At 72.4% G+C, this 16,199-nt stretch carries 16 protein-coding genes; 9 read left to right on the top strand and 7 right to left on the bottom strand.

The window, feature by feature from the left end:
• Positions 1 to 38: 38 nt before the first annotated feature.
• The 3 genes from AC07EG_RS25640 to AC07EG_RS25630 all read right to left on the bottom strand — a co-directional run bounded on the left by AC07EG_RS25640 (position 39) and on the right by AC07EG_RS25630 (position 2,880).
• On the bottom strand, positions 39 to 260 hold the full coding sequence (locus tag AC07EG_RS25640) for a hypothetical protein (protein ID WP_478255726.1): 222 nt from the start codon (positions 258 to 260) through the stop codon (positions 39 to 41).
• A 14-nt stretch (positions 261 to 274) separates the two neighbouring features.
• Entirely contained in the window at positions 275 to 1,459 is a 1,185-nt protein-coding gene (locus AC07EG_RS25635; protein ID WP_478255725.1) for a S8 family peptidase, read from the bottom strand.
• A gap of 95 nt (positions 1,460 to 1,554) precedes the next feature.
• Positions 1,555 to 2,880: a cytochrome P450 gene (locus AC07EG_RS25630; protein WP_478255724.1), complete on the bottom strand. Its 1,326-nt coding sequence runs from the start codon at positions 2,878 to 2,880 to the stop codon at positions 1,555 to 1,557.
• Positions 2,881 to 2,963: 83 nt separating this feature from the next.
• On the opposite strand from AC07EG_RS25630, the gene AC07EG_RS25625 reads away from it, so the two are divergent.
• The 3 genes from AC07EG_RS25625 to mshC all read left to right on the top strand — a co-directional run bounded on the left by AC07EG_RS25625 (position 2,964) and on the right by mshC (position 5,705).
• Complete coding sequence (locus tag AC07EG_RS25625) at positions 2,964 to 3,560, top strand: TetR/AcrR family transcriptional regulator (protein ID WP_478255723.1); 597 nt, start codon at positions 2,964 to 2,966, stop codon at positions 3,558 to 3,560.
• 62 nt (positions 3,561 to 3,622) lie between these two features.
• Positions 3,623 to 4,393: a MerR family transcriptional regulator gene (locus tag AC07EG_RS25620; protein ID WP_478255722.1), complete on the top strand. Its 771-nt coding sequence runs from the start codon at positions 3,623 to 3,625 to the stop codon at positions 4,391 to 4,393.
• A 73-nt stretch (positions 4,394 to 4,466) separates the two neighbouring features.
• Complete coding sequence (mshC, locus tag AC07EG_RS25615; RefSeq protein WP_478255721.1) at positions 4,467 to 5,705, top strand: cysteine--1-D-myo-inosityl 2-amino-2-deoxy-alpha-D-glucopyranoside ligase; 1,239 nt, start codon at positions 4,467 to 4,469, stop codon at positions 5,703 to 5,705.
• A gap of 85 nt (positions 5,706 to 5,790) precedes the next feature.
• Here the strand turns inward: mshC and AC07EG_RS25610 are convergent, their stop codons facing one another.
• Positions 5,791 to 7,392, bottom strand: coding sequence for an ABC-F family ATP-binding cassette domain-containing protein (locus AC07EG_RS25610; protein WP_478255720.1), 1,602 nt, complete (start codon positions 7,390 to 7,392; stop codon positions 5,791 to 5,793).
• Positions 7,393 to 7,614: 222 nt separating this feature from the next.
• Between AC07EG_RS25610 and AC07EG_RS25605 the strand changes: the two genes are divergently transcribed.
• Genes AC07EG_RS25605 through AC07EG_RS25585 form a run of 5 tightly spaced genes read left to right on the top strand, consistent with a single transcriptional unit; the run spans position 7,615 to position 10,750 of the window.
• Positions 7,615 to 8,202, top strand: coding sequence for an ArsR/SmtB family transcription factor (locus tag AC07EG_RS25605; protein ID WP_478255719.1), 588 nt, complete (start codon positions 7,615 to 7,617; stop codon positions 8,200 to 8,202).
• Complete coding sequence (locus tag AC07EG_RS25600) at positions 8,199 to 9,398, top strand: MFS transporter (RefSeq protein ID WP_478255718.1); 1,200 nt, start codon at positions 8,199 to 8,201, stop codon at positions 9,396 to 9,398. Before AC07EG_RS25605 ends, AC07EG_RS25600 begins: the two co-directional genes overlap by 4 nt.
• Positions 9,399 to 9,403: 5 nt before the next feature.
• Entirely contained in the window at positions 9,404 to 10,228 is an 825-nt protein-coding gene (locus AC07EG_RS25595) for a metallophosphoesterase family protein (RefSeq protein ID WP_478255717.1), read from the top strand.
• Positions 10,229 to 10,268: 40 nt separating this feature from the next.
• On the top strand, positions 10,269 to 10,418 hold the full coding sequence (locus AC07EG_RS25590; protein ID WP_478255716.1) for a hypothetical protein: 150 nt from the start codon (positions 10,269 to 10,271) through the stop codon (positions 10,416 to 10,418).
• A 2-nt stretch (positions 10,419 to 10,420) separates the two neighbouring features.
• Positions 10,421 to 10,750 carry a hypothetical protein gene (locus AC07EG_RS25585; protein ID WP_478255715.1) on the top strand — a complete coding sequence of 110 codons (330 nt, stop codon included), beginning with the start codon at positions 10,421 to 10,423 and terminating at the stop codon, positions 10,748 to 10,750.
• On the opposite strand, the gene AC07EG_RS25580 is transcribed toward AC07EG_RS25585, so the two are convergent.
• From AC07EG_RS25580 to AC07EG_RS25570, 3 genes are all read right to left on the bottom strand, one after another.
• Positions 10,737 to 13,199, bottom strand: a complete 2,463-nt coding sequence (locus tag AC07EG_RS25580; RefSeq protein WP_478255714.1) for a helix-turn-helix transcriptional regulator — start codon at positions 13,197 to 13,199, stop codon at positions 10,737 to 10,739. The two genes, AC07EG_RS25585 and AC07EG_RS25580, sit on opposite strands and share 14 nt — an antisense overlap.
• Positions 13,196 to 14,755, bottom strand: coding sequence for a class I adenylate-forming enzyme family protein (locus AC07EG_RS25575; protein WP_478255713.1), 1,560 nt, complete (start codon positions 14,753 to 14,755; stop codon positions 13,196 to 13,198). Before AC07EG_RS25575 ends, AC07EG_RS25580 begins: the two co-directional genes overlap by 4 nt.
• A 95-nt stretch (positions 14,756 to 14,850) precedes the next feature.
• Complete coding sequence (locus AC07EG_RS25570) at positions 14,851 to 15,444, bottom strand: QsdR family transcriptional regulator (protein ID WP_478255712.1); 594 nt, start codon at positions 15,442 to 15,444, stop codon at positions 14,851 to 14,853.
• Between the two features lie 295 nt (positions 15,445 to 15,739).
• Here AC07EG_RS25570 and AC07EG_RS25565 point away from each other — a divergent pair.
• Positions 15,740 to 16,199, top strand: a 460-nt coding sequence (locus tag AC07EG_RS25565) for a poly(ethylene terephthalate) hydrolase family protein (RefSeq protein ID WP_478255711.1), incomplete at its 3' end; no start/stop codon positions are given.

Genomic DNA, 16,199 nt, shown 5'->3' with positions numbered 1-16,199 from the left:
TCAGAGCAGACCGACCACACCCGCTTCGAGGACAGGCGCTAGCGGGTACCGGCGTCGCGCTGCAGCTCCACGTTCCGGACTCCCGGCACGTCCTGCAGCGCGGCGACGTCACCCGAACCGATCGACCCGGTGACCGTGCCGATCGGTTCGAGCACCGCGTCCACGGTGAGCCCGGCCTTCTCCAGCTCGCTCACCACGGCGGGGATCGAGGACAACTGCTCCTCGGCGATGGACACGATCACTTTGCGACTCTCGGTCATCGCCGCTCCTCCGCTCAGGGGGCCTGAACCAGTCCAACACCCGAGTCCTGGGAAGACAACCCGGTGCGCAGCGAGCACTGCGACAGCCTGCCCCACAGCTCCCAGCCGCGGGCGCCGTACTTCTGCGCCACGAGCGCGGCGAGCCCCGACACGTGCGGGGTGGCCATGCTGGTGCCGCTGATGCTGCGGTAGCGCGTGGGCATCGGCCAGGCCGAGTGCACGTTCACGCCCGGCCCGCTGATGTCCACGCCGTGCCCGGGGTCCACCGAACCGGAGGAGAAGTCGGCGATCGCGCCTGCCGAGTCGACCGCGCCGACGGCCAGGATCGACGGGCAGTTCGCCGGGTGCCCGATCGGCGCGATGCGGCCGTCGGCCCGTTCGCTGGCGTTGCCCGCCGCGGCGATGATCAGCGTGCCCCGGCTGAGCGCGCGCTGGGCGACCTGTTCGTAGACCGGCGAGAACGGGTCACCCGGATTGGTGTCCGCCCCCAGTGACATGGAGATGATCGCGCAGCCGTTGCTGATCGCCCAGGAGATGCCGGCCAGGATGCCGCCGTCGGAGCCGGAACCGGAGTTGCCGAGCACCTTGCCCGCGTAGATCTCGGCCTCGTAGGCGATGCCGTACCCCGGCCCGCCGTCGACCTTGCGCGGCCCGCACGAGGTGCCGATGCAGTGCGTGCCGTGGCCGTTGCCGTCCTGCACGTCCTCACCGGTGACGAACGAGCTGGTGACCAGCGTGCGCCCGGCGAAGTCGGGGTGCTTGACGTCCACCCCGGTGTCGAGCACCGCCACCCGGATGCCCTTGCCGCTGAACTCGCTTTCGTGCGCCCGGGTGGCCTGCAGCCCCCAGGTGAACAACTTCTCGTCGATCGCGGCCGGCTCCGCCGTCGGCGTGGCCGGCGAGATCGCGAACACCGTGCGCTCGGCTTCCACCCGGGAGATCGGGCCCGGCTGGTCCGCCGCCGCGGAGAGCGCGGCGACCTGGTCCTCGGCCGCGGTGACCACCGCGACGCCGAGTTCGTGCAGCAGCAGTCCGTCGGCGTCGCCGAGCGAACTGGCCGTGGAGGTGTCGTAGAGGTCCGCCGTGCTCGCCGTCCGCAACCCGGCGACGTCGACCATGCTCCGGGCCCCCGCCACGGCTGAGTCTTCTTCCAGCAGGACCAGGTACCGTCCCGTGGTCCCGCTCGTGCCGTCCGTCATGTCGATTCCCCTCGCTCGAAAAAAAATGTGCTTCTGGGTTGAATCGGCGGACGGAGGCGGAACGCAACAGCGTTCACGTCACCATTTGGTGGCGATCATTTCCGTTCAGTGACAAGGATTTTCGCTCCGCGGGCGGGCACCATGGTGATGTGCCGCGGTTTCGGGCGTTCGGAATTCCGCCGATCGGGGGACAGGTGATAGCGCCGCAGCACTTCACCCAGCACGACACCGGCTTCCATCAGGGAGAAACCGGCGCCGAGGCACCGGCGGATGCCACCGCCGAACGGGAACCAGGTGCCGGCGGGCGGGTTGCCGTCGAGGAAGCGCTCCGGCCGGAACCGGTCCGGCTCGGGGTGGTGCGCCGGATCGGCTTGCACCAGTGCGATCGACGGCTGCACGGTGAACCCGGCGGGCACCAGGTAACCGCCGATCTCCACGTCTTCGGTGAGCCGCCGGGCGACCTCGTGGATCACCGGGTGCAGCCGCATCGCCTCCTTGGTCACCGCTTCGAGGTATTTTTCGTCGCCCGAATCGGCGGCTTCGGTGGCCGTGCGCAGGCGGACGGGATCGCGGGCGAGTTCGTGGAACGCCCAGCCGAGCGTGGTCGCCGTGGTTTCGTGCCCGGCCAGCAGCAAGGTGATCAGCTGGTCGCGCAGTTCGGCATCGGTGAGCGGATCGTCGCCGGGCACGGTGAGCAGCCGTGAGAGCACGTCGCCGCGGTCCGCCAAGTCGTCCGCGCGGCGGCGGTCGGCGATCTCGGCGTAGATCAGCTCGTCGATTTCGGCCTGCCGCTGCGCGTTGCGCCGCCACGGCCCGATCTTCTGCAGGTTCCGGTTGTGCCAGCCGAAGATGTCGAGCGGGCCGATGTCGAGCAGGCGGCGCAGCAGCACCCGCAGCCGGTCCAGCCGCGGCCCGTCGGCCACGCCGAACACCACCCGCAGGATCACCTCCAGGGTGAGCACCTGCATCCGCTCGTGGGACCGGAAAACCCGCCCGCGCGGCCAACGCTCGACCTCGGCGACGGTCAGTTCGGTGACCAGGTCGCGGTAACCGCGCAGCGCCGCGCCGTTGAACGCGGGCATCAGCAGCTTGCGCGCCCGCAGGTGCTCGTCCTCGTCGGTGAGCAGCACCGAGTGCGCACCCATCAGCGGCTTGAGGATGGCGTTGCCCTCGCCGGCGTGGAAGGTGGTGGCCGGGCCGGTGAACACCGCCTTGATGTGGTCGGGGTTCGACAGCGAGACCACGTCGCGCTCGGGGTAGATGCGCAGCCGGACCACGTCGCCGTAGCGGCGGCGGGCCACCGGCAGGAGGAACTGGCGGAAGCTGCCGAAGAGCACGGTCTGCACGGCGACCGGCAGGCGCGGCCCCGGTGGCAGCGCCACGGTGGTGGCGGCGGGACGGGTCGGTGCGGTGCTGGTCATGGCGGTCCTCCCGAGGCGTCTGCTCCCGATTTATACGCGCGTATAGATCCGCTGTCCAGACGGGCGCCGACTACGCTGTGCTGGTGGGTCACCGCGAAGAACTGCTGGCCGCCGCCCGGCGGCTGCTGGAGGACAAGGGCTACGCGCACATCACCGCGCGTGACCTGGTCGCCGCCTCCGGCACCAACCTGGCCTCCATCGGTTACCACTTCGGGTCCAAGGCCGGGTTGCTGAACGAGGCCATCGGCGAGGTGTTCGAGGAGTGGACCAACCAGCTGGCCGACATCGCGATGGCCGAGCCGGGCGTGCCGCCGATCGAGCGGGGGCGGCTGACCTGGACCACGGTGCTGGCGAACCTGGACAGCCGCCGCGCGCTGCTGCTGTCCTATGTGGAGGCACTGGCGCAGGCCGAGCGGGTGCCGTCGCTGCGCGAGCAGTTCGCCGAGCAGTACCGCCGCTGCCGCACCAGGGTGGCCGGACTGGTGGCGCGGTCCGTCGGTGAGGGCTGGTCGGCCGAGGACCCGCGCTGCACCGCGGTGGCCAGTTTTGTCATCGCCGTCTGCGACGGGCTTTCCGTGCAGTGGCTGCTGGACCCGGAGGGCGCGCCGAGCGGCGAGGACCTGAGTGCGGGGCTTGCCGGATTGTGGGCGTCGGGAGGGATTGACCCTCACGTGACGTGAGGCGACAGAGTCGTCTTCGTCAGGGCCGGGACACCGGCCGGAAAAAGGGAGAGGGGAAAGTCGTGAGCCATCCGGTCGGCCGGGTGGCCGAACTCGCCGGGGTCACCGTGCGCACGCTGCACCACTACGACGAGATCGGCCTGCTCACGCCCAGCGGCCGCAGTGCCGCCGGGTACCGCCGGTACAGCGACGCCGACCTGGACCGGTTGCAGCGCATCCTGCTGTACCGGGAGCTCGGCTTCCCCCTCGAGACGATCGCGGCCATTGTGGACGAACCGTCGACCGATCCGATCGGGCACCTGAAGCGGCAGCGGGAGCTGCTGCACGAGCGGATCGAGCGGTTGCGGCGCATGGTCGCCTCCGTCGAGCACGTGCTGGAGGCGAAGATGATGGGTGAGTCGCTCACACCGGAGGAGAAGCTGGAGGTGTTCGGCGGCTTCCGCGAGCCGGAGGGGTACGCCGAGCAGGCCGCCGCCCGCTGGGGCGGCACGCCGGAGTGGCAGTGGGCCCAGCGGAACCGGGAGCCGATGGGCAAGCAGGACTGGGCCGAGGCCGAGCGGGTCCGCCGGGACTGGGTGGCGCGGCTGCTGGCGTTGCTGGACGCCGGCGCGGCGCCCGACAGCGAGGCCGCGATGGACCTGGCCGAGGAGCACCGGGGCATGCTGGGCGCGTTCATGGGGGAGTGCGGTTATGAGATGCATCGCAACGTCACCGCGCTCTACGTGAGCGAGCCGGTGCAGCTCGGCTTCCTGGTGCGCGAGCCGGACCAGCGCCCCGGCCTGGCCGAGTTCATCCGGGACGCCGCGGTGGCGAACGCCGCCCGCGCGGGGTAGCAGAAGCCCGCCTTCCCGCCCACTGCTCCCACCGGGCGGGAAGGCGGCCCCGGCGGCGGCTTACGCTGGTCTCATGCAGACTTGGTCTTCGATCGACGTGCCCCGGGTCCCCGGGAAGCCCCGTCCCCTGCGGCTCCACGACACCTCGACCGGGCAGCTCCGGCCGACGGCACCGGGGTCGACGGCCAGGCTGTACGTCTGCGGCATCACCCCGTACGACGCCACCCACCTCGGGCACGCGGCCACCTACCTGGCGTTCGACCTGGTGAACCGGCTGTGGCGGGACGCCGGTCACGACGTCCACTATGTACAGAACGTCACCGACATCGACGATCCGCTGCTGGAGCGGGCCGAGCGCGACCAGGACGACTGGGTGGTGCTCGGCATGCGGGAGACCGCGTTGTTCCGGGAGGACATGGAGGCGCTGCGGGTCATCCCGCCCCGCGACTTCGTCGGGGCGGTGGAGACCATTCCGGAGATCGTCGAGGTGATCGGCAAGCTGCTCTCCAGCGGCCTGGCCTACCGGGTGGACGACCCGGAGTTCCCCGACATCTACTTCGCCAAGGACGGCAGCGGCCGGTTCGGCTACGAGTCCGGGTACGACGCCGAGACCATGGCGAAGTTCTTCGCCGAGCGCGGCGGGGACCCGGACCGGAAGGGCAAGCGGGATCCGCTGGACGCGCTGCTGTGGCGCGTGGCGCGGCCCGGTGAGCCGTCGTGGGAGTCCGAACTGGGCGCCGGGCGCCCCGGCTGGCACATCGAGTGCAGCGCGATCGCGGTGAACCGCCTCGGCATGGGCTTCGACGTCCAGGGTGGCGGGTCCGACCTCGCCTTCCCGCACCACGAGTACAGCGCCGCGCACGCCGAGGCGCTTTCCGGCGAGTTCCCGTTCGCGCGGCACTACGTGCACGCGGGCATGATCGGGCTCGACGGTGAGAAGATGTCGAAGTCCAAGGGCAACCTGGTGTTCGTTTCCCGGCTGCGGGCGGACAAGGTGGACCCCGGCGCGATCCGGCTGGCCCTGTTCGCCGGGCACTACCGCAGCGACCGGTCGTGGACGAACGAACTGCTCGAAGCGGCGGAGGCGCGGTTGTCGCGGTGGCGGGAAGCGATCTCGCTGCCCGCCGGCCCGGCCGCCGAGCCCACCGTGGACCGCCTGCGCGACCACCTCGCCGACGACCTCGACACGCCCAAGGCGCTGGCGGCCGTCGACGCCTGGGTGGACGAGGCGCTGACCCGCCGGGGCACCGACGGCGCCGCACCCGGGCTGGTGCGCGACGCCGTCAACGCCCTGCTGGGCATCGCGCTCTGAATCCAGCCGGGGTTCCGGCCGCCGCGCCTCCGCCGTGCGCTCCACGTCCTCTTCGGACACGTCCCGTTCGGCTCGGCGGCCGGGATCAACCCACGCGGTCCTCCTTCCCGTGGTGCAGCCTCAGTTCCCGGCCGGTCCAGCCACGGCGGAGCCAGCGGTCGTGCGAGGCGATGACCACCGCGCCGGGTGCGCTGCCCAGTGCGGCGAACAGTTCCTCGGCCAGGGTGAGGGAGATGTGGTTGGTCGGTTCGTCGAGCAGCAGCACGTGTGGCGGCTCGGCGAGCAGCAGCGCCAGCGCGACCCGGCGCCGCTGACCCACGGAGAGCTGCCCGACCGGCCGGTCCAGGTCGCGCCGGGGGAGCAAGCCCAGTTCGGCCAGCACGCCGCCGCCGACCAGTGACCGCGGGGTCCGGTCCGGCTCGGGGAAGACGACGTCCTGCTCCAGCAGCCCGATCTGCACCCCGGCGCCCCGGTCGACCGTGCCGCGTGCCGGTTCCAGCCGCCCGGCCAGCACGCTGAGCAGCGTCGACTTCCCGGCCCCGTTGCCGCCGGTGACCAGCAGCCGGTCGTCGGTGGTCAGGTCCAGCCGGTCGAGCCGGAGCCTGCCGGGCACCTCGACCCCGCGCACGGACAACGCGAGTTCGCCTTCGGTGGCGGCCGCGGTCAGGTCCGCCGAGAACCGCAGCGGGGCCGGTGGTTTGCGGACCTGGTCGCGCCGGAGTTCCTCGTAGCGCAACTGGGCGTTGCGCACCCGCCGGGAGATCTGCTTCTGCACCCGGCCGCCCTTGAAGTCGTAGAGCATCTTCGCGTTGTCGCGCTGCGGCCGGTTGTGCGCCACGTTGCGCGCGGTCACCGCCACGGCTTCCTTCAACTGCTTGAGTTCGTCCTGTTCGGTCGCGTAGCGCTGCTCCCAGCGCGCCCGTTCGGCCCGTTTCTGGACCAGGTAGTCCGAATAGGTGCCGCCGTACCGGGTCGGCCCGCCCAGCGCCGGGTCGAGGTCGACGATGGCGGTGCACACCGCGTCGAGGAACACGCGGTCGTGCGAGGACAGCACCACCACGCCGGGCAGCGCGGCGAGGTGGCGTTCGAGGAACTCCATGCCCGCGTCGTCGAGGTGGTTCGTCGGCTCGTCGAGCAGCAGGGTCTCCGGCTGCCGGATGAGCAGCGCGGCCAGGCCCAGCCGGGACCGCTGGCCGCCGGAAAGCGTGCCGAGCGGCCGGTCCGGCTCGATCCCGGCCAGGCCGAGCCCGGCGCAGACCAGCTCGGCGCGGCGATCGGCGTCCCACAGGTCGTGGGCCTGCGCCCAGTCCAGGACCCGGCCGTACTCCTCCAGCACGGCGGTGTCCTCCGGATTCGCGGCCAGCTGCCCGGTCAGCCGGTCGAGCCGGGCGGCGGCCTCGCGGATCTCGCGCAGCGCGTCGTCGACGACCTCGGAGAACCGGGCGTCGCCGGGAAAGGGCAGCTCCTGCACCAGGAAGCCGAGATCACCACCGCGGCGCACGGTGCCCGCGTGCGGCTCTTCGAGCCCGGCGAGCAGCCGCAGCAGGGTGGACTTGCCGACGCCGTTCTCGCCGACCAGCCCGAGCCGCTGCCCGGCACCGGCGACGAGGTCGAGCCCGTCGAAGACGACGCGGTCGCCGTAGCTGAAGGTGAGGTCGCTGGCTTGCAGGGACAACGAAGAAGACACAGAAGACACAGAAGAAGACATGGAGCATCACCGGCCCGGGATGTGGAGGGGGCACCCGCCGGGCATCGGCCGCGGACGCGGGTGAGGGGCTGGGTGTCAGTGGTCCATGATGCGAGAACTCTAACGCAACTCACGTTGGATTAGCAACCCCTTGTTTTCTCCGGGCGAATGGGTAACCCTGAAAGAGAACTTTCGAAAGAACTCTTTCAGATCGGAGTGGACATGGCCGAGCTGCCGCCGCGGACCCGGGTCCGCGAGGTGGAACTGCTCAAGGCGCTGGCGCACCCGCTGCGGTCGGAGCTGCTGAACTACCTGATGTCGGTCGGCCAGCGCACGGCCAGCGAATGCGCGGTGGCGGTCGGCTCCTCGGCGTCGAACTGCAGCTGGCACCTGCGTCAGCTCGCCGAGTTCGGCTTGGTGGAGCGGGTCGACGGCGGGGACGGGCGCGAACGGCCGTGGCGGTCGAAGCACGTCGGGCTCGACTTCGGTGACCTCGCCGACGAGCCCTCCGCCCGGTCGGCCCAGCTCGCCGCGTTCGGCACGCGCCTGCGTGAGGAGGAGGTGCTGACGCAGCGGTACCTCGACACCGCCGAGCAGGGCGACGCCGAATGGCTCGACGCCTCGTCGCTCAACTTCTACGGCCTGCGCCTCACCGCGGCCGAACTGGCGGAGCTGGTCGCCTCGGTGGACGCGCTCGTCCGCCCGTACGTCGCCACCGTCCGCCGGGACGCCCCGGCCGACGCCAAGCCGGTGCACTTCAGCCTGCGGGCGTTCCGGCGCATCGAGGCCGACGGGCAGCCGAGCGCGTGAAGCTGCTGCGGGAACCCAAGTTCGCCAGGTTGTCGGCCGCCTCCCTGTGTTCCGAGGTGGCCGAGTGGATCCTGCAGGTCTCGCTGCCGCTGTCGATGTACCAGCTGACCGGCTCGGCGGCCTCCACCGCGGTGATGATGATCGTCGGGCTGGTGCCCGCGGTGGTGCTCAGCCCGGTCGCCGGTCCGCTGGCCGACCGCGGCAACCGGCACCGGGTCCTGTGCGTGGTCTCGCTGGCCCAGGCCGCGGTGGCGGTGCCGCTGCTGGTGGCCGGGCACGTGGCGGTGCTGTTCCTGGTGATGGCGGCGCAGGCCGGGCTCGCGGCGATCTCGGAACCCGCCCGCAACGCGCTCGTCCCGCAGGTGGTCGGCCCCGAGCGGGTGACCGCGGCGAACGGGCTGATGAGCGTCAACGCCAACGTGGCCAGGCTGGCAGGCGGGTGGGCCGGGGGCTGGCTGCTCGGCCTCGGCGGCCTCGGCCTCACGGTGGGGGTCTACGCCGGGGTGCTGCTGCTCGCCGCCGTGTTGTTCGCGCCGCGGTTCGCCGTCGACCGGCCGCACCCGGGGGAGCGGCCGCACGTGCTGCGGCAGTGGGTCGAGGGGCTGGCCGAGATCCGGCGGAACCCGGCGCTGCGCGTCACTTCGGTGGCGGTGGTGCTGCAGTCGGCCGCGCAGGGCATGTTCCTGGTGCTTTTCCTGGTTTTTGTGGTCCGGACGCTGCGGGGGACGGAGGCCGATGTGGGCCTGTTGCGTGGTGTTCAGGCGCTGGGCGGGCTGGCGGCGGGGGTGCTGGTCGCCACCGCGGCGCGGCACGTCGCCCCGGCGAAACTGCTCGGCTGGGGCGCGCTGGCGATGGGCCTGCACTCGGCGCTGATCTGGAACACCGCGCACGTCACCACGTCGATGGCGGTGTTCGCCGGTTTGTTCGCGGTAGCCGGTGGACCTGGGGTTTTCCTGGGTACCGGGGTCCTTTCGGTGATCCAGACGGTGACCCCGCCCGAACTGGCCGGGCGGGTGCTCAGCACCGCCTTCGCCGGCATCGCCGTGGCGCAGGCGGCCGGCATGCAGGTGGCCGGGGCGCTGGCCGACCGGATCGGCCTGGAGGTCTTGCTCGACGTTCAAGCGTTCCTGTTCCTGCCCGCCGGGCTGGTGGTGCTGCTGCGCTTGGCCCGGCGGCGCGACCCGGCGCTAACGTAGGGGACGTGCCCACCCTCTTCGCCACCAGTGACCTGCACGTGACCCACGAAGGCAATGCCGAGGTCGTCGACACCATCCGCCCGGACGGGCCGGAGGACTGGCTGCTGGTGGCCGGGGACGTGGGGGAGCAGGTCCCGGCGATCACGAAGACGCTGAAGATGCTGCGCGACCGGTTCGCCAAGGTGATCTGGGTGCCGGGCAACCACGAGCTGTGGACCACCGACCGCGACCCGGTGCAGCTGCGCGGGCAGGCCAGGTACGACGAGCTGGTGCGCCGGTGCCGGGAGCTCGACGTGCTCACCCCCGAGGACGAGTTCGCGGTGTGGGAGCACGGGCCGGAGCCGCTGACCATCGCGCCGATGTTCCTGCTCTACGACTACAGCTGGCGCACCCCCGCCGCGCAGGGACGGCCGCTGTCGGTGGCGATGGACCAGGCGCGGGAAGCCGGCGTCGTCTGCACCGACGAGTACTTCCTGCACCCGGACCCGTACCCGACGCGGCAGGAGTGGTGCGCGCAGCGCCTGAAGCTCACCGAGCAGCGGCTGATGGAGATCCCGGCGGACCGCAAGACCATCCTCATGTCGCACTGGCCCCTGCACCGGCACCCCACCGAACCGCTGTACTGGCCGGAGTTCGCCATGTGGTGCGGGACCACCGAAACCGAGGACTGGCACCTGCGCTTCCGCGCGGAGATCGCCGTCTACGGCCACCTGCACATCCCGCGCTCCACCAAGGCCGACGGCGTCCGCTTCGAAGAGGTCTCACTGGGCTACCCGCGGGAGTGGCGGAAACGCGCCAGGGGTGCCGTCCCGTTGCACCGCCTCCTCTGATCCCCCGGGCCACGGGTTCGCCAGACCGGTGGTTTCGCCGGTGCCCGCGGCCAGTGCAGGCACCAGCACCCCGGTGGTCTTCGTGCACGGGTACACCGGGAGCGCGTCGAACTGGCTCACCGCGCGGTCGGTGTTCCAGGCCGCGGGGTGGCCGGGCAACCGGTTGCTCTGGTCAGCCAGTACCACCTGAAGGTGCTCAACGGCAACGCCAACGTCACCCACCTCGCGTCGATCGCCGGGGCGAACCACGGGACCACCTTCGCCGGGGCCTGCCTGATCCAGGTGACCTGCCAGCAGAGGTACCCGGGTTCCGCGTTCATCGGCCAGCTCACCGCCGGGGACGAAACGCCGGGCAGCACCGAGTACGCGACCTGGTGCTCCGCGTGCGACGGGATCATCCTGCCCTGCACCAGCACCCGCCTTTCCGGGGCGTCGAACAGCAACGTCCTCTGCCAGACGCACATCGGGTTCCTCGCCGACGTCTCCGTGCTGAACGAGATCGCGAGCTTCATGAAGTCCTGATCGGACCGGGCCCGGTGCCGTCGACCGGCGGTGCCGTGGCCCGTTTCGCGAGCAATGCGGCGAGTTCCACCCGCGACCGGACGCCGAGCTTGGTGTAGATGTTGCGCAGGTGGTGGTCGACCGTGCGGTGGCTGATCACCAGCCGCCGCGCGATCTCCCGGTTCGTCTTGCCGCCGGCGACCAGCAGCGAGATCTGGGTCTGCTGCGGGGTCAGCGAAGGCAGGTCGCCGTCCGCCGGGGCGGCCGGGTCGCCGCCGGCCGCGCGGAGTTCGGCGCGGGCCCGCACCGCCCAGAAGTCCGCGCCGTGCCGGTCGAACAGCCGGGCGGCGTCGCCGAGCAGTTGCCGCGCGTCCAGGAAACGCCGGTCCCGCCGCAACCGCATCGCCTGGCACAGCAGGGTTTTCGCCAGTTCCAGCGGGGTGCGCGCCAGCCGGTGCAGGTCCACCGCGGCGGTGAAGTGCCGGTCGGCGTCGTCCGGATCGCGGGCCAGCAGGCCGTGGCACCGCTGGGCCAGCGCCCGCCACTGGGCGCTGCCGGTGGCCTCGGCCCAGCCGTCGAGCACCCGCAGCCCGCGCACCGCGTGCTCCGGTTCCCCGCACCGCACCGCGGCTTCCACCAGCAGCGGCGTGGCCAGCACGGCGATCGCCGGTTGCGCGTGCCCGGTGTCGGCGGACAGCGTGCGGAACCGGGCCAGCGCGTCGGCAGGCCGGTCGGTGGCCAGGTCCAGGCAGACCTCGGCCCAGGCGGCGATCGCCCGCGGCCTGCCGAGCGAGCGCCGGTCGAGGTCGGGTTCGGCTTCGCCGAGCCACTTCCGCGCGGTCTTGGTGTCCCCGAGTTGCGCGGCGGACAACGCCAGCACGGTCAGGTTCTCCGCCGCGCACGTGCGCTGACCGGCGCTTTCGGCCAGTCCCTCGGTCGCCGCGGCGACGGCGGCGCGGTGCCGGTCGAGCAGGGCCGCCGACATGCCGAGGTGGATCAGCGCCCACGGCAGCGTGGTCACCGCGTCGATCCGCGCGCGGGCGACCGCGGCCGCCGCGTACTCGTGCGCCTGGGCGGTCCGGCCGAGGGCGAGCGACGCCTCCGCCGCCCAGACCTGGCTCCGCACGTCGTCGGGGGCGATCCGCAGGGCCTCTTCCAATGCCGGGATCGCCTCGTCGTGCCGCCCGGCGAAGGTCGCGGCCAGCCCGCGCGTGTGCGCGGCGGCGAGCCGCACCCCCGGGGTGTCGGAGGTGCGCCGCAGTTGCGCGGTGCGCGCCGCGATCGCGGCGAACCCGCGCAGGTCACCGCTGATCCGCCGGGCCTCCCCGGCCAGCATCAGCGCGACCGAGGTCTCCGCGGGCGGCAGCGTCTCGGCCGCGGAGAGCAGTTCGTGCGCGGCGACCGCCGGTTCACCGTCGCGCAGTTCGATCTCCCCCTGCAGCAACCGGTCCCCGGCGCGGCGCAGCAGCTGCCGCGCCCAGCCGGTGTGGCCGAGTTCCCACGCCCCGCGGGCGGCCGGGACCAGCCATTGCGGACCGTCCGCACCCAGTTCCGCCGCGCGTTCGAAGGCGTGCACGGCCTCCTCCGTCACCCCGGCGCGCAGGGCCGCCTCACCGAGCACGGTCGCCATGGCGGGCGCGGCCTCGTCCCGGAGCGTCGCGCGGACGACCGGGCTGGCGAGCAACCCCGACGCCATCGCCTCGTCACGGGCGTCGGCCCCGCAGCGGATGAACTCGGCTTCGCGCAGCGGCGACTCCGACGCCGCCAGCAACACGAACCGCCGGGCCGCGGGGGAGAGCCCGTCGAACACCCGCCGGTAGGCCGTGCGCTGACGGCCGTGCACGGGCAGCGTGCCCCCGCCGGATCCGGCCAGCTCCAGCAGGTCCAGCGGGTTGCCACCGGCGAGCGCGAGCAGCTCCGCAGGCGCGCCGGGTGGCAGCAGCCGTGCCGCGGCGGTGTCGTCCAGGGGCGCCAGCCGGACGGTGGGCAGGCCGTCCAGCGGATCGGGTCGCCGCGGACCGGGCCCGGTGGCGCACACCAGCACCACCGGCACGCCGGTCAGCCGCCGCGCCACGAACGCCAGCGCCGCCAGCGACGGCTCGTCCCACCACTGCGTGTCGTCGGCCCAGCAGAGCAGCGGGCCGAGTCCGGTGAGCAACCGGTGCAGGGCGCTGAACAGGACGAACTGCTCCGGTTCCGGACCACCCCGCCCGGCGGCGAAGCGCACCCCGGCGGGCGGGTCCGCGACCGGCTGCAGGAAGCGGTGCAGGGCACCGAACCGCAGGCCGCGTTCGGCCGGGCAGCCGGTCGCCCCCAGCTGCCGCAGCCCGCTCGCCCTGGCGTGCTCGAGCAACCGCGTCTTGCCGATGCCGGGCGGCCCGGTGAACCGCACCACCCCGCCCCCGGTGGCCAGCAGGTCGTCGAGCACCGCCACCTCCCGGTCCCGCCCGAACAGCGGCGGGCCGGTCATGTCAGCTGTTCGCGCAGGGTCCGCTTGAGGATCTTCCCGGCCGCGGACACCGGCAGTTCGGGCACGAACCGGACCTCCCGCACCCGCTTGTACGCCGGCACCTTGGCGTTGACCGCGTCGAGCAGGTCGGCGCCGGACACCACCGGCTCGGCGGGCACCACGAAGGCCACCGGCAGCTCGCCGACCGCCGGGTCCGGACGGCCGACCACCGCGGCGGCGGCCACCCCCGGCAACGCGACCAGCAGCTCCTCCAGCTCCCGCGGGTAGACGTTGTACCCCTTGTACAGCAGCATGTCCTTCTTGCGGTCCACAATGGACAGATAACCGTCCGCGTCCAGCACGCCGATGTCGCCGGTGTGCAGCCAGCCGTCCCGCAGCACTTCGGCGGTGGCGTCGGGCCGGTTGTGGTACCCGCGCATCACCTGCGGTCCCCGGATGCAGACCTCACCGCGGTCCCCGGTGGCCACCTCGGTGCCGTCGCCGTCGAGGGAGACCAGGCGCACCTCGGTGTCGAAGACCGGCCGCCCGACCGCACCCGCCTTGCGCAGCCCCGACCGGTGCGACGGGGTGCTGGTGGCGCCCATGGTGACCTCGGTCAGCCCGTAGCCCTCCAGGATCGGGGTGTCCGGCAGCAGCCGGGTCAGCTGGTCGATCACCTCCAGCGGCATCGGCGCGGCACCCGAACTGATCGCGCGGACCGTGCCGAGGTCGCGGGTCCGGATGTCCGGGCAGGCCAGCAGCGCGGCGAACAACGCGGGCGCCCCGCCCATCGAGGTGACGCCGAGGCGTTCGACATCGGCGAGGTAGGCGGCCGGGTCCAGCCGGGAGTGCAGTACGACGGTGGTGCCCGTGAGCACCGGCACGTTCAGCCCGCCGATGGTGCCCATGGCGTGGAACCACGGCGTGAGGTTGATCGCGACCCCGGTGCCGAGGCGGGTCGGCCACTCGTCCGCGCTGCCGACCTGGTCGAGCACCAGCCCGCCGAGTTCGTCGAGCGCGGGCACCGCCCCGGTGCCCCAGCAGGCGAACTGCAGCGTGTTCACCACGACGTTGCGGTGCGGCAGCTGCACGCCCTTGGACACCCCGGTGGTGCCGCCGGTGTAGGCGAGGTGCGCCAGGTGCGCGTGCACGTCCAGGTCGAGTTCCGGCGGCGCTTCGCTCTCCCCCCGGCAGAGGAACGGCACGTCGGCGGCGGTGATCGTGCGCACCGCGCCCGCGTCGGCGAGCTGCGCCCGGGCGGCGGCTTCCGGCAGCAGCGGGCTGACCGGGACGAAGGTGCCGCCCGCCAGCAGCGTGCCGTAGTAGGCCACCGGGTAGGCCAGGCAGTTGGGCATGCGCAGGGCGACCCGGTCGCCGGGGGCGAGACCGCCGGCCAGCAGTCCGTTGGCGAAGGCGGCCGCGGCCGCACCGAGTTCGCGGAAGGTGATCCGCTCGTCGCCGTGCACGAAGGCGGCTCGGTCCCCGAAGCGCCGGGCCGACCCGGCGAGGACGGCGGGCACGCCGACCTCCGGGTAGTCCAGCGAGGGGCCGAAGCCGGGCAGCCAGGTCTCTGGCATGGGGACGCTCCTTAGTGGACAACGCCGTCCGGGAAGCACACGAGCCTGACCGCATGAAACACCAAGGCGAAATGTTTCACAACCACCGTTGGGGGCTAGCGCACCGGCACCGGGGTGCCCTCGACGAGCACTCCCAGCAGCTTGGCCGCCGCTTCCAGGTTCGGCTTCCTGGCCGCGACCACGTCGGAGTAGAGGAAGGATTCGCCCAGACGCACCAACGCGAAGCTGAGCGAATCGAGGTCGACCACCGGGGTGAACCCGCCGTCGGCGACGTCGCGGGCGAGCAGTTCGCGGTAGGCCGCGATCACCCGGGGCTGCACGCGGCCGTGCGGGGCGGTGAGCACCCGGATGGCCGTGGTCGGCTCGTTGTCCAGCAGCACGCGCAGCCCGCTCGCGGCGGCCACGTCGGCGCGGTACCAGCTCATCACGGTCAGGCAGCGAAGCCGCCCTCCGGCATCGCGGACGACGGGGCCCGCGGTGTGCTCCCAGCGGCGGACCGCCCGGTGCAGGGTGCGCTCGGACATCAGCCAGAGCGCGTCGCCGAGCAGGTCCTCGCGGTTGCCGACGCGGCGGAACAGCGTTGCACGGGAAATACCCGCCTCGGCGGCGAGCGTGCCCAGATCCAGCCGCTCTCCGCGTGCGAGCTTGCGGGCGGTCAGGCGGACGAGGTCCTCGGCACGAGAGGTCACGACGGGAGAGCTTATCGGCGGCGTGGTGCCCGGATCCCGGGCTGGCGTGGAATGCCCGGTCGCTGGTGGCCGGTGCGTGGGGCGCTCCCCCAAGGGGTGGCGGTGCGTGGGCACTTGATCGAGGCAGACGGGCGAGGGCCCGCCGGAGGTCTCGTCGAGGGCGACCGGCGGGCCGGTGATTTCACCGATGCCGGGCGGGCGCGGTGGGTGCGACAGTCGACACCATCGGTCACCTTGTTGGCCATTCACCCCCCGACCGTCACCCCGACAGTCTGCCCCGAAGGAGCACAACGAAGTGCGCAAACGACTCACCGGTGCCGCGCTCGCCCTCGCGCTCGGCGCCGCCGCGTTCGCCTCGCCGGCCGCCGTGGCCCAGGAGAACCCCTACGAGCGCGGGCCCGACCCGACGAACTCCAGCATCGAAGCCACCACCGGCCCGTTCGCCACGTCCCAGACCACGGTTTCCGGGCTGGTTTCCGGCTTCGGCGGTGGCACCATCTACTACCCGACCAGCACCAGCGAGGGCACCTACGGCGCGCTCGCCATCTCGCCGGGGTTCACCGCCACGCAGTCCAGCATCTCCTGGATGGGCCGCAGGCTGGCCTCGCAGGGGTTCGTGGTCATCACCATCGACACGAACACCATCTACGACCAGCCCGACAGCCGCGGTGACCAGTTGCTGGCCGCGCTGGACTACCTGACCGAGCAGAGCCCGAGCACCGTCCGCAGCAAGATCGACCCGTCCCGGCTGGCCG

Source organism: Amycolatopsis sp. NPDC045836 (genome assembly GCF_056431745.1).
The sequence above is the reverse complement of the archived record's forward strand: the minus strand, read 5'-3'. Positions and strand labels throughout refer to the sequence as shown.